Source organism: Sphingomonas sp. 2R-10 (genome assembly GCF_030062225.1).
Classification (GTDB): Bacteria; Pseudomonadota; Alphaproteobacteria; order Sphingomonadales; family Sphingomonadaceae; genus Sphingomonas.
Window position 1 is genome coordinate 1 of the sequence record NZ_JASCXF010000065.1, and the last position, 13,444, is coordinate 13,444.

11 protein-coding genes and 1 pseudogene are annotated in these 13,444 nt (G+C 64.5%); 9 read left to right on the forward strand and 3 right to left on the reverse strand.

Annotated features, from left to right (window positions below):
- Positions 1 to 123: 123 nt before the first annotated feature.
- Complete coding sequence (locus QLH51_RS19895) at positions 124 to 1,239, reverse strand: DUF6538 domain-containing protein (RefSeq protein WP_336620714.1); 1,116 nt, start codon at positions 1,237 to 1,239, stop codon at positions 124 to 126.
- On the opposite strand from QLH51_RS19895, the gene QLH51_RS19275 reads away from it, so the two are divergent.
- The 9 genes from QLH51_RS19275 to paoC (QLH51_RS19315) all read left to right on the forward strand — a co-directional run bounded on the left by QLH51_RS19275 (position 1,168) and on the right by paoC (QLH51_RS19315) (position 11,501).
- Positions 1,168 to 2,166 carry a LysR family transcriptional regulator gene (locus QLH51_RS19275; RefSeq protein ID WP_206429314.1) on the forward strand — a complete coding sequence of 333 codons (999 nt, stop codon included), beginning with the start codon at positions 1,168 to 1,170 and terminating at the stop codon, positions 2,164 to 2,166. The genes QLH51_RS19895 and QLH51_RS19275 overlap by 72 nt on opposite strands.
- Before the next feature lie 118 nt (positions 2,167 to 2,284).
- A complete protein-coding gene (locus QLH51_RS19280; protein ID WP_125662576.1) occupies positions 2,285 to 3,499 on the forward strand; it encodes an MFS transporter in 1,215 nt (404 codons plus the stop codon).
- Entirely contained in the window at positions 3,499 to 4,077 is a 579-nt protein-coding gene (locus QLH51_RS19285) for a (R)-mandelonitrile lyase (RefSeq protein WP_336620715.1), read from the forward strand. Before QLH51_RS19280 ends, QLH51_RS19285 begins: the two co-directional genes overlap by 1 nt.
- Positions 4,078 to 4,281: 204 nt before the next feature.
- Positions 4,282 to 4,677 carry a cyclophilin-like fold protein gene (locus tag QLH51_RS19290; protein ID WP_206429315.1) on the forward strand — a complete coding sequence of 132 codons (396 nt, stop codon included), beginning with the start codon at positions 4,282 to 4,284 and terminating at the stop codon, positions 4,675 to 4,677.
- Positions 4,678 to 4,851: 174 nt separating this feature from the next.
- Positions 4,852 to 5,490: an aldehyde dehydrogenase iron-sulfur subunit PaoA gene (paoA, locus tag QLH51_RS19295; protein ID WP_125662580.1), complete on the forward strand. Its 639-nt coding sequence runs from the start codon at positions 4,852 to 4,854 to the stop codon at positions 5,488 to 5,490.
- Positions 5,487 to 6,437, forward strand: coding sequence for an FAD binding domain-containing protein (locus tag QLH51_RS19300; protein ID WP_125662583.1), 951 nt, complete (start codon positions 5,487 to 5,489; stop codon positions 6,435 to 6,437). The genes paoA and QLH51_RS19300 overlap by 4 nt, the downstream gene beginning before the upstream one ends.
- 4 nt (positions 6,438 to 6,441) lie before the next feature.
- Positions 6,442 to 8,649, forward strand: a complete 2,208-nt coding sequence (gene paoC, locus QLH51_RS19305) for an aldehyde oxidoreductase molybdenum-binding subunit PaoC (protein ID WP_125662586.1) — start codon at positions 6,442 to 6,444, stop codon at positions 8,647 to 8,649.
- 36 nt (positions 8,650 to 8,685) lie between these two features.
- The gene (locus QLH51_RS19310; RefSeq protein ID WP_125662589.1) at positions 8,686 to 9,294 is read left to right on the forward strand and encodes a cysteine hydrolase family protein; all 609 of its coding nucleotides are present in this window, start codon (positions 8,686 to 8,688) and stop codon (positions 9,292 to 9,294) included.
- Positions 9,291 to 11,501, forward strand: coding sequence for an aldehyde oxidoreductase molybdenum-binding subunit PaoC (paoC, locus tag QLH51_RS19315; RefSeq protein WP_125662592.1), 2,211 nt, complete (start codon positions 9,291 to 9,293; stop codon positions 11,499 to 11,501). Before QLH51_RS19310 ends, paoC (QLH51_RS19315) begins: the two co-directional genes overlap by 4 nt.
- A 681-nt stretch (positions 11,502 to 12,182) precedes the next feature.
- Here the strand turns inward: paoC (QLH51_RS19315) and QLH51_RS19320 are convergent.
- A complete protein-coding gene (locus tag QLH51_RS19320; protein ID WP_125662594.1) occupies positions 12,183 to 13,331 on the reverse strand; it encodes a hypothetical protein in 1,149 nt (382 codons plus the stop codon).
- A pseudogene (locus QLH51_RS19325) lies at positions 13,328 to 13,444 on the reverse strand (IS5/IS1182 family transposase); the annotation flags it as partial. The gene QLH51_RS19320 and the pseudogene QLH51_RS19325, both read right to left, overlap by 4 nt.

A 13,444-nucleotide genomic window follows, 5' to 3' on the forward strand; every position in this document is an offset into this window, starting at 1 on the left:
CAACAGCAAATATGGTGCGACCAGCGACCATTCCTCATCACTGACGTCAGACAGATACGACTTGCGGCAAATGCTCATCCAATAACGGATGAATCAAGCCCGCTTCCAAGTCCATAACAGCCTCTAGCCCAAGCCATCATCTTTACATCCGGTATAAAGAGGAGCCGTGAAAATGGCGCTTAGCTGCGGCAACGTGAATGGATCACGCTTCTCGCGCGCCAGCCTCCGGTCAGCGACCCGCAACCCCCGTGCTGGATTTCGGTCGATCATTTCTTCTCGGACAGCCCAGTTGAGGAGGCTGGAAAGCTTATTCATATACTCGTTGCAGTTTGCGGCGCTCATCGGGGCAACACCACGCTGGTGAGCGTCCGCAGCAACATCGACGGGCGATATACCCGGCCACCTTTTGCGTGAGTTCGGAGGAAGCGCTTGAAGCACGCTCAACACTTGACGGCACCCATCACGCGATATCAACTTAATGGGCGTTTCGCTGCCCAGAATGGCGCAGATAGTCGCGAACGTCGTCCGATAAACGATCTGGCTCTTCGGAGAACGACTGATGGTTGCGTCCGTCAGATAGCGTTCGACGATAACTCCGAGCGTCAGTCGATGATCAGCGTTCGTCGAAGACGCAGCAACCTCCGCGACGTGTAGCGGAGGCTGTGCTGACGCAGCTTTCCATGCGCCAGAATTCCGCGCTTCTGCGAAGCTTCGATCGATCTGATAGGCCATCACCTTTGCCGATCGTCGGGCAACGGCCAGCGAGGCTGTCCCCAACGACCTGTTGATATGGCTCGATCCAATGACTTGCCTCAGATCGGCGGGCACCCGCACCCGCACCCGATACTGATACATCGCCCCTCGACGCCAAACGCCAGAAGGCGCTCGGTGCGACACCTGTGTGCGACATCCCGAGCCCTCATTTCGGAAACGATTTGAAAGACTTAGCTCATCATCGGAAGAGGCATTGTGCGACACTTTTGTGCGACAGTCAGGACGAGACTGCGGCCTAAGCGATTGTTTCTCAACGATTTCCGGAGATGTGGTGCCCCACAGGAGACAAAACTGGGCACTCAGATCATTGGAGAATTTGCGTCCCGAGGGACGGCCGAAGATGAAGGCCTCGTGGATCGCCGGGCCGGGCGAATGTAGGGCTGCGGCTAGGATATGCTGACGCGACGGCGGTTTTCGCAGGACGATTCCCGCCGATCGCCGGACGAAATTGCCACCAATGGGCATAGCGAGCAGAATGCGGCCATGAAGATCAGCCGCACCGACCTCGCCGATTTCAGCTATTTCCTCGCGATCGCCAACCATCGCAGCTTTCGGCGTGCCGGCCTCGATCTTGGTGTCAGCGCTTCGGCGCTCAGCCATTCGCTCAAGGGGCTGGAAACCCGGCTGGGCGTCAGGCTGCTGAACCGGACCAACCGAAGCGTCACGCTGACGGCCGCGGGAGAGGAGCTTCTGGGCAAGATCGTCGAGCCGTTCGAGGCAATCGGATCCGCCGCGGAGGCCCTCAACCGCTACCGTGACGAGCCCTCCGGTCGCATCCGCCTGAACATCCTCGAACATGCCGCCACGCTGCTGCTGGGTCCGGTCCTGCCGATCTTCGTGGAGCGGTATCCCGATATCCAGATCGACGTGGCCGTCACCAACCATCTCGTTGACGTCATCTCGGAAGGGGCCGATGCCGGCATTCGTTATGGCGGCACCGTCCCCGAGGACATGATCGCCCAGCGCCTGTCGCCTGACATCCGTTGGGTCGTCGTCGGCTCGCCAGCCTATCTGGCGAGGCACGGTGTCCCCACGCATCCGCTTCACCTGAAGGACCATCGCTGCCTACGGATCCGCCTGGGCGACGGCAGCATCTATCGCTGGGAGTTCGACAAGGAGGGCGAGGCGTTCGAGCTGGACGTTCCGGGGCCGATCACCTTTGATGAGACCCAGTTCGGGCTGAGCCTCGTCCGGCGCGGCGTCGGGTTGGCGTATCTTCCCGAACCCACGGTCGCATCACTCGTGAACAGCGGCGAGTTGCACGCCGTCCTTGAGGACTGGGTGTCGACCGGTCCGGGTTTTCATATCTATTATTCGGGCCGGCGACAGGTGCCGACGGGGCTTCGCCTGCTCATCGAGCTCATCAGGGAAATCCATCCGCTCGGGTCATGACCGGTCGCAATGATGAGCCTTGCTCATCGTGGCATGGATCAGACACCCGCTAACCCTGTGCCGCTCCCGCCCCCATAATCGTGTCTCGAAGGCCCGACAGGACCAGAGGGACATAGGCATGACCAGCATGGCAAACACCGACGCCCGGCATCTCCCGCCGGCGGCATCAACGGCGCGCTGGGGTGCGGTCCTGGCGCTCACCTTATGCGTGTCGACGCTGATCGCGTCCGAGTTCATGCCGGTCAGCATCCTGACGCCGATCGCGGCCGACCTGCGCGTCACCGAAGGGGCGGCCGGACAGGCGATTTCAGTGTCCGGGATCTTCGCGGTCGTGACCAGCCTGACGATCGCGTCACTGGCAGCGGGTATCGACCGACGCCATCTGCTGCTCGGCCTAACCCTGTTGATGCTGGTCTCCGGACTGACGGTGGCATTCGCGCCCACCTACCTCGTGCTGATCACCGGTCGCGCGCTGCTGGGCATCGCCATCGGCGGGTTCTGGTCGATGTCGACGGCGACGGTCATGCGCCTCGTGCCGACCGAACAGGTTCCCAAGGGACTGGCCTTGCTGAACGGCGGCAACGCGCTGGCGACGACGATCGCCGCCCCGCTCGGCAGCTTCCTGGGCCAGTATATCGGTTGGCGCGGCGCATTCTTCATCGTTGTCCCGCTCGCCGTCGCGACGTTCGCGTGGCAATGGGCGACGCTGCCGTCGATGGCGCCCAATCGCGCATCCGGTGCGACCGGTTCGCTCGGTGTGCTGCGTCGGCCCGAAGCGCGGATCGGCATGGGGGCGGTCGGCCTGCTGTTCATGGGGCAGTTCGCGCTGTTCACTTATCTTCGTCCGTTCCTCGAGCAGGTCACGGGCGTCAGCGTCTCGCTCCTCTCGGCCATGCTGCTCGGCATGGGCGCGGCAGGCCTTGCGGGCACCTGGCTGATCGGTCGCTTCGTCGCCTGGAACCTGTCGGTGACGCTGGTCGCGGCCCCGGTCATCATGGCGGGGATCGCGCTCGCCCTGATCGCGCTTGGTTCTATCCCCGTTGCCGTCGCCCTGCTGCTGGGTGCGTGGGGCTTCGTCGGCACCGCATTGCCGGTGGCCTGGTGGACATGGCTGAGCCGCACGCTGCCCGAGGATGCGGAAGCGGCGGGCGGGCTGATGGTCGCCGTGGTGCAGCTTGCGATCACGCTGGGGGCCGCCGGGGGTGGCTTGCTGTTCGATGCTTTCGGTCCGGGCGCCACCTTCTTTTCTGCGGCGCTGATTCTCCTTGCCTCGGCGCTGCTCGGCCACGCCGGAAGCCGGACCACCAGCCGTTCACCGGCTGCAGATCTTTGATGCACGCCGGCCAGGCACCATTCCGCGACAGCAGTTTTCGCAAAGGACATGATGAGATGAAGACCATCGGTTCGACGACCGTCCGCGGCGTGACGCTGGCGATCATGACCCTGACCATTTCGCACTCTGCTCAGGCCCAGGACAGGAGATCCACCATGGAAGTCACGCGCAAGGTCGATCAAGAGACGACCGACGGCTCGCTGGAATATTTCACCGGCAAGGTGGCCATCAGCGGGCAGTTCCAGCGTCCCTCGCCCTCCCGGGTCGGCGGCGCGACGGTCCATTTCGAGCCCGGCGCTCGCACTGCGTGGCATACCCACCCGCTTGGCCAGACGCTGATCGTGACCGAAGGGGTCGGGTGGACGCAGGTCGAGGGCGGCCCGACGATCGAGTTTCACGCAGGCGACGTGCTGTGGTGCCCGCCCGATCGCAAGCACTGGCATGGCGCCACCCCCACGCAGGCGATGACCCATATCGCGATTCAGGAATCGCTGAACGGGTCGCCGGTCAAGTGGATGGAGCAGGTGTCCGACGCGCAATATCGCGCCGGTCCCGGCACGGACAGCGGCAAGCCGTGAACTCCGCAGGAGCGATGGGTGCCGAGGTCGATCCGGCATCCATCAGCCGAGTGAAGATGCCCGCAAACGCATTTGTGGAAGGCGGCGAAAGTGAAAACCGGGATCAAGATGGCAATGCTAATCATGACGGGCAGTCTGGCATCCGGGTGCGCCGCCGAGGACCACCCCGGTGATGCAGCCAGCACAAGTAATGGAGACGTTGCGGTGGCGAACGGCGACAGCGATACTTCGCCGGCGACGCGTGCGGTCGTTGGCGGAGGCATCGTGATATCCTCCGAACGAGGCCGGATCACTGCCGACCTCGTCGATAGCCCCGCCACTCGGGCGCTGCTGGCGAGGCTCCCGCTCACCGTCGAGATGCGCGACCATCTCCGACAGGAGAAGACCGGACCGTTGCCTGCCCTTTTGCCCGGGGGGCCGCGGCAGACCGACTTCTCGGCTGGAACGATCGGGCTCTGGGGCACGAATGATTTCGTCATCTATTACCGGAATGGCCGCGTTCCATCGCCCGGGATCGTCGTGCTCGGCCGGGTCAACGGCGACGTGAGCATGTTCGATACGCCCGGGCCGGTCACGGTGCAGATCAAGGAGTGCAGTTGAGCGTCAGCCCGATCGTCTCCGTCGTCTCATACGACGGTGAGCAGTACTCATCGCTTCGTTGAATATTGCGCACGCACTACAGCGGCGGCTGACACGTTAAGATGGTCCCACGGCAATGACGCGGATCGAAATTCTATCGCAGGTGCCCGTTGGGGCGAAAGGAGCGCAAAATCCATGCCCCGCACATCAGAAATTGAGCTTTCACGACGCGGTCTGTTGGCGGGCAGCGCGGCGACTGCCGTGATCGTCGCTTCACCGGGAAGCGCGCTCGCCGCATCACCGCCCCAGCCGCAGGCCTCTCCCACCTTGCCCGTGCGATTCGTGGTCAACGGCGAAAAGCGGGAAATGGATCTCGATCCGCGCACGACGCTGCTCGACGCGCTTCGCGAGCATCTGCAGCTGACGGGCACCAAGAAGGGCTGCGATCATGGCCAGTGCGGTGCCTGTACCGTGATGGTCGACGGCGTGCGCATCAATTCCTGCCTGAGCCTGGCGGTCATGCACGACGGCAACGAGATCACTACGATCGAGGGCCTGGGCAAACCGGAAAAGCTGCATCCGATGCAGGCGGCCTTCATCAAGCACGACGGCTACCAGTGCGGCTATTGCACCCCCGGCCAGATCTGCTCCGCCGTTGCGGTGCTCGACGAGATCAAGCGCGGCGTGCCTAGTCACGTACAGCGTGACCTGAATGCGAAGCCGACCGCGACGAACATCGAGATGCGCGAGCGGATGAGCGGTAACATCTGTCGCTGCGGAGCCTATTCCAACATCGCCGATGCGATGGCCGAAGTCGCGGGAGCAGACGCATGAGGGCCTTCACCTACGAACGCGCCAAGGATGCCGGGGCGGCGGCCCTCGCAGTTGCAGGCAATCCGACCGCCAAGTTCATCGCGGGCGGGACAAACCTGCTCGACCTGATGAAGATCGAGGTGGAGACGCCAACGCATCTGGTCGACGTGCAGGATCTCGGCTTCGACAAGATCGAGGCGACCGCTGACGGCGGTCTCCGCATCGGCGCACTGGTGACCAATACCAATCTCGCCGCCGACGAGCGCATCCGCCGCGACTACGGCGTTCTGACCCGCGCGATCGTCGCGGGCGCCTCGGGCCAGTTGCGCAACAAGGCGTCGACCGCGGGCAATTTGCTCCAGCGGACACGCTGCCCCTATTTCTACGACACCAACATGGCGTGCAACAAGCGTAAGCCGGGTTCGGGATGCGCCGCGATCGGCGGCTACTCGCGCCAGTTGGGCGTGATCGGCGTCAGCGACAGCTGCATCGCGACGTTCCCGGGCGACATGGCAGTGGCGATGCGCGTGCTCGACGCGGTGATCGAGACGGTCGACGCGACCGGCCAGCGCCGCTCGATCCCGATCGCCGACTTCCATCGGCTGTGGGGCAACACGCCCCAGCAGGATACCGTGCTGAAGCAGGGCGAGCTGATCACCGCAGTGACCCTGCCCCGACCGATTGGCGGCAAGCAATTCTACGAGAAGGTACGCGACCGCGCGTCCTACGCCTATGCGCTGGTATCGGTCGCGGCGGTGATTCAGGCCGACGGCACCGGGCGTGTCGCGTTCGGCGGCGTTGCGCCGAAGCCGTGGCGTGTCGAGGCGGCGGATGCGTTGCTGCCACGCGGTGCCGCCGCCGTGACCGCGCGCGCGTTCCAGGGCGCGACGCCGACCAGGGACAATGCGTTCAAGCTGCCGCTTGCCACCCGCGCGCTTGCCTCGGTCCTCGCCGAAGCGAAGGCATAGGCTCATGAAGTTCGAAACACCCGCCGCCGCCAACCCGATCGACCGGATGAGGGTCGTCGGGCGTGCGCAGACCCGGATCGACGGTCCGCTCAAGACCACCGGTCTGGCACCCTACGCCTATGAACGTCACGGCGAGATCGAGAACGCCGCGTACGGTTATGTCGTCGGTGCCGCCGTCGCCAAGGGACGCATCAACGCGATTGACACGGCCACCGCCAAGGCTGCGCCCGGCGTGATTGCGATCGTGACGGCGGCCGACGTGGGCAAGCTTGGCAAGGGCAAGTACAACACCGTCAAGTTGCTGGCCGGACCCGATGTCGATCATTATCATCAGGCGGTCGCGGTCGTGGTCGCCGAGACGTTCGAACAGGCGCGCGCAGCGGCCGGCCTCGTCCGCGTCGATTATGCTCGCGGGAAGGGCCGATTCGACCTCGACGCCGCGTTGAAGACGGCCCCGCTGACCGATGCGGAGAAGCCCGGCAAGGGCGAAGACCGGGTCGGCACGTTCGAGACGACCTTCGCATCAGCGCCGGTCAAGCTCGATGCCGAATACACCACGCCGGATCACAGCCATGCGATGATGGAGCCGTTCGCATCGATCGCCGCGTGGAACGGCGACGCGCTGACGGTGTGGACGTCGAACCAGATGATCGACTGGGGCCGCACCGATCTCGCCACCACGTTGAACATGTCGAAGGACAAGGTGACGTTTCTGTCGCCCTATGTCGGTGGCGGTTTTGGCGGGAAACTGTTCCTGCGCAGCGATGCGGTGCTGGCGGCGCTTGGCGCGAAGGCTGCCGGTCGCCCGGTGAAGGTTGCGATGAGCCGGCCGTTCATGGCCAACAACACGACGCATCGCCCCGCCACGCGCCAGCGCATCCGCATCGGTGCGACCCGGGACGGGACGATCACCGCGATCGCGCATGAAAGCGGTTCGGGGGATCAGCCGAACGGCGGTCCCGAAGCCGCGGTGCTGCAGACGCAGCTGCTCTATGCGGGTGCCAATCGGCTGACGTCGATGCGGCTTGCCGTGCTCGACCTGCCCGAGGGCAATGCGATGCGCGCGCCGGGTGAGGCCCCGGGCCTGATGGCGCTGGAAGTTGCGATGGACGAGATGGCCGAGAAGCTCCGCATGGATCCGATCGCCTTTCGCGTAAAGAACGACACGCAGGTAGACCCCAAGGACCCCAAGCGGCGTTTCTCGCAGCGCCAGCTCGTCCGCTGTCTGACCGAAGGCGCGCAGCAGTTCGGCTGGTCGCGTCGCAATGCGAAGCCGGCACAGGTCCGCGACGGTAAGTGGCTGATCGGCATGGGTGTCGCCTCCGCCTTCCGCAATCACATGAACATGCCATCGGGCGCGCGCGTCCGGTTGGGCCGGGACGGCGTCGTCACGGTCGAGACCGACATGACCGACATCGGCACCGGCAGCTACACGATTATCGCGCAGACCGCCGCGGAGATGATGGGCGTGCCGCTCGACTCGGTCGTCGTGAAACTCGGCAGTTCCGCCTTTCCGGTTTCCGCCGGATCGGGCGGCCAGTTCGGTGCGGCCAATGCGACCGCGGGCGTCTATGCCGCCTGCGTCAAGCTGCGCGAGGTCGTCGCCCAGCGGTTCGGCTATAATTCGGCCGATGCGGTGTTCGAGGGCGGCAAGGTAACCAGCGGCAACCGGTCCGCAGACCTGAGTCGCGCCGCCGCCGCAGGGGAACTGGTGGCCGAGGACAAGATCGAGTTCGGCACGCTCGACAAGACATGGCAGTTGTCTACGTTCGGCGCGCATTTCGTCGAGGTCGGCGTGGACATGTACACCGGCGCGACCCGGCTGCGCCGGATGCTGGCGGTGTGCGCCGCAGGGCGGATCATCAATCCGCAGACGGCGCGCAGCCAGGTGATCGGCGCGATGACGATGGGCGTCGGGTCGGCGCTGATGGAGGAACTGGCGGTCGACAGGCGCTTCGGCTTCTTCGTCAACCACGATCTCGCCAGCTACGAGGTGCCGGTCCATGCCGACATCCCGCACCAGGAGGTGATCTTCCTCGATGAGGCCGACGACAAGGCCAATCCGATGAAGGCCAAGGGTATCGGCGAACTCGGCCTGTGCGGCGTCGGCGCGGCGGTCGCCAATGCCATGTACAACGCGACCGGCGTGCGCCTGCGCGATTATCCGCTGACCCTCGACAAGCATCTCGACCGGTTGCCGGCGGTGGCGTGAGCCACCTTCGGAACGGGCCAAATGGGAGAATGCAAGATGACACCCGAAAAGACCGCCCTCTTGCTGATCGAGTATCAGAACGACTTCGTGAGCGAAGGCGGCGCCCAGCATGGTGCGGTGAAGGCGGTGATGGCCGACACCGACATGCTGGCGCGTAGCCGCGCCGTGGTGGAACAGGCCCGCGCGCGGGGCGTGACGGTGATGCATGCCCCGATCAGCTTTGCGGATGGGTATCCCGAGATGCCGTCCGACCCCTACGGTATCCTCGCCGGTGTCAAACAGGCTCAGGCGTTTCGCAAGGGCAGCTGGGGCGCGGAGATCGCCGATGCGATGGCACCCGCCGACGGCGACATCGTGATCGAGGGCAAACGCGGCCTCGACTGTTTCGCCAGCACCAACATCGACTTCATCCTGCGCCAGCGCGGCATCACCGATCTGGCGATCGCCGGTTTCCTGACCAACTGCTGCGTCGAATCGACGATGCGGTCGGCCTATGAGCGCGGGTTTCGCGTCGTGACGCTGACCGATTGCACCGCCACGCTGAGCGCGGAGGAACAGGCGGCGTCGGTGACGAAAACTTTCCCGATGTTCTCCCGCCCGCTGACGCACGACGCCTTCCTGGCCGAACTGGAGACGACGGCATGAAGTTCGACACCCCCGCCGGCACGACGCCGATCGACCGGCTGGCCGTGGTCGGGCGAGCCCATCCGCGCGTGGAGGGGCCGCTCAAGACAACCGGCACGGCGCGCTACGCCGCCGAGCATCACGATGCCGCGCCGGATGCGGCCTACGGCTATATTCTGGGCGCGGCGATCGCGAAGGGCCGGATCACCGCGATCGACACCGCCGCCGCCCGCGCCGCACCCGGCGTCCGTGCGGTCGTCACGCACGAGAATGCCGGCCCCGTCGGCGTCGGCAAGTTCTACGTGCAGCGCGTCCTGGCGGGGCCGATGGTCGATCATTATCACCAGGCGGTGGCCGTCGTCGTCGCCGACACGTTCGAACAGGCACGCGCCGCCGCCGCATTGGTCCGCGTCGATTGCGCGCGGGCCAAGGGCCAGTTCGATCTCGTCGTGCAGAAGCCATCGGCCCCGATCGCGGCGCAGGAGCCGTTCGGCGGCGCGTCCGAGGTTTCGGTCGGTGCCTTCGCCGCCGCGTTCGCGGACGCGCCGGTCACGGTAGACGAAACCTACGCCGTTCCCGATCAGGCCCATGCGATGATGGAGCCGCACGCCACCATCGCGCGCTGGGACGGCGACCGGCTGACCTGCTGGACCGCGATCCAGTCGATGGACTGGGGATGCCGCGACCTTGGCCTCATCATCGGGACGCCGAGGGACAAGATCCGCCTCCACTCCGCCTTCATCGGTGGCGGCTTCGGCGGCAAAGGCACGACGCAGAGCGATCTCGCTCTCGCCGCGATCGCGGCGCGGGTGACGGGCCGTCCCGTAAAGGTGGTGCTGCAACGCACGATCATGTTCAACAATACCATTCATCGCCCCAGGACGATTCAGCGGGTCCGGCTGGGCGCGGCGAAGGACGGGCGGCTGCTCGCCATCGGCCACGACTGCTGGTCCGGCAATCTGCCCGGCGGCCGGACCGAGCCGTGCACGCTTCCCACCCGGCTGATGTACGCGGGCGAAAATCGCCTGCTGCGCCGTTATCTCGCGACGCTCGACCTGGCGGAGGGCAATGCGATGCGCGCGCCGGGCGAGGCGCCGGGGATGATGGCGCTGGAAGTGGCGATGGACGAGCTGGCCGAAAAGCTGGGCATGGACCCCGTCGCGCTGCGTATCGTCAACGACACCCAGGTCGATCCCGAAAAGCCCGAGCGCCGCTTCTCGACCAGGCCGTTCATCCAGTGCCTGACCGAAGGCGCGGAAAAGTTTGGTTGGGGCGCGCGGCAGGTGAAGCCGGGCAGTCGGCGCGACGGCAAGTGGCTGATCGGCATGGGCATGGCGAGTGCAATCCGCGGTGCGCCGATTATGAAGGCGGGCGCACGCGTGCGGCTCGGCAAGGACGGCCACGTCACGGTCGAAACCGACATGACCGACATCGGCCAGGGCAGCTACACGATCGTGGCTCAGACCGCCGCCGAGATGATGGGCGTACCGCTCGACCGCGTCACCGCGAGGCTGGGCGATTCCACGTTCCCGGTCACCCCCGGTTCGGGCGGTCAGGCGGGCGCCGCATCGGCGACCGCGGGGGTCTATGCCGCCTGCGCGAAACTGCGCGCGCTGGTCGCGCAGCGGCTGGGCTTCAACACCGCGGACGTGACGTTCGCGGACGGGCAGGTCGTCTCGGCGGGCCGGTCAGTGCCGCTGGCCGACGCCGCGAGGGACGGCGACATCGTCGCCGAGGACGCGATGGAATATGGCGGTCTCGCCAGTCGCTATGCGCAGCAGACCGTCGGCGCGCATTTTGCCGAAGTCGCGGTGGACGCCTATACCGGCATCGTCCGGGTCCGGCGGATGCTGGCGATCTGCGCCGCCGGACGCATCCTGAACCCCATGACCGCGCGTAGCCAGGTGGTCGGCGGCATGACGATGGGAATCGGTGCCGCGCTGATGGAGGAGATGGCGGTCGACACCCGCTTCGGCTTCTTCGTCAATCACGACCTTGCCGGCTACGAAGTGCCCGTCCACGCCGACGTCCCGCACCTGGACGCGCATTTCATCGAAGAGGTCGATGCCACGATGTCGCCGATCAAGGCGAAGGGCGTTGGCGAACTCGGATTGTCGGGCGTGGCGCCCGCGATTGCCAACGCCGTCTACAACGCGACCGGCGTGCGGGTTCGTGACTATCCGGTAACGCTGGAGAAGCACCTCGATGGGCTCCCAGAGATAGCTTAGCGCCTATCGCGTTCTGTCGCGATTATCGGCTGAAAGAGATAATAGGATCGTCAGTATCGCTCGGCGCCTTTTTGCGCGACGATCAGGCTCTCGGATCGCCTCGATTTACGCGAGATTCTTAAACAGACGCTACAGGCGCGACACATCGATCCGGCGAAACCGGCGCAACGTTAGGCAGCAAGGGGACCGTCGCGCTCCCCGGTACGCCGATGAAGGCGTTCGCATGGATCGTCATTGTCTGCACTGCAGCGGCAACACCATGCCTGCTTTCGCGAAGTGAACCACAGACCCGGTAGCGCGTAGCGGCGATTTCAAAGGCCCAGACGGTGAAAGCGCCTTTGCCGATCTCACACAGCGGCGGCGTGCTCGCTGCGGCAACCGTGCGCGCAGTTCTCAGACAGTCCTCTATGGGGTCTCACGAAACCGAGCATTTGCGCGGTTTTAGTTAGTGGTGCCCCACAAAGGCCGAAGATGGGCACTCAAATCGTTGGGAAATTTCCGTTCGGCTCGTTTGAATTGGCACTCATGAAGTCGGGCCGGGCTAATAACAGCCCTTTTTTGGTGGAAAGCGGACTGGCGGCTTTGGATCGCTCAGTTCGGGTGAGCGAACGTTGACTCAGTCGGAGGGCTAAAGCTGCTGAGCGCTGTTCTCGGACCAGCGTGCAGACACGTGCCGCTGCCTCATGCGCCTACCTGCACCTCTGCCACACCTAAATATTCAAATACCTCTCCCAAGAGCGCGCCAAGCCGCTCGAACTCCGCCTGGAAACGTGCTTCAGCAAGCCTATTCACCTGGTTAGCCACGTCGACTTTCGTGCCCGCGCGGAACTGCCGTGTCACGTACATCCTGTAGGCCTCGTCGACCTCAATGCCTGAGGTTCCGCCCTTCAGGATCTCCTCGACCATTGCAGCCGGATAGCTATCGGCAAGCACCCTATCCTCAAGCATTCCGCGTGCTTCCGCCCACTGCCAAATATCGAGGCTATAAAGCACCTCCAGGGTCACTGGCAGGCGGAAGCCCGCCTGGAGTGCCGCGATGGCATGGTTCGGCTTGGGGTAGCAGAAGCATTTTGCCGACGCGGTATTTCCAACGCCTGCGTTCCATTCATTCTTCATCGTGACCGCGTCCACGTCCAAGATTCCTGCCGCCCGGGGGCCATCCTGGTGATGTTTGTGCTGGCAACGCCAGCCGTTGAGCATGTCGATGACGTAGCTGTGCCCCGCGCCTTCGCGCTTAGTTTCGAAGTCCACGAAGCCTGCCCGCGCCGGGTGAAAGACCGTTGCGCAGCGGCGGAGCACGATCCTATCACTTTCGCCCTCGACGAAGATCTTTGGCCGGTTCTGCCGGGCGAGAACTTCGGCGTTGTGCTTGGCCTCGACCTGCTCCCGGACGTCATGAACGAGTTGCTTAACGCGTGGCGCGAGTAAGGCCATTGTGCCCATCTTCTCGTCTACGGCACAACCGCTTTCGCTCACGGCCGTACCTTCCTCGTCGGTGTCTCGATAGACGTGCGCACAGGCGACGCCCTCCGGACAAGTGTCTCCAAGATCGTAGAAAACAGGGGAGTGGGTGGTGAGCAAGATCTGAGATACGCCACGCGAAGCAAAGTCGGCAAGCTGTACGGCGAGCTCGACGGCACTGGAAAACTCGAGATTGTTCTCCGGCTCCTCATAGGCCCAGATGTAGCTGTACGGTGCCGCCCCCCGCACCTGCAGCGATTGTTTTTTCTCGGCCATAAACTTCAGGATCAGCGGGATATGCCGCGTCTTAATTCCGTCGCCACGGTGATCGAGCGAGATACCTTTCACGCCGCTCAGAGCCCGACTCATAATTCGAGCTTTGCGATACGGCGGGTCATTCGCCTGATGGATGCGATGATGAGCCATGCTTCTGACGAGGCGATGGAAGCCTCCCAGTCCTTGGCGAGGCGTCGGCATCGGTT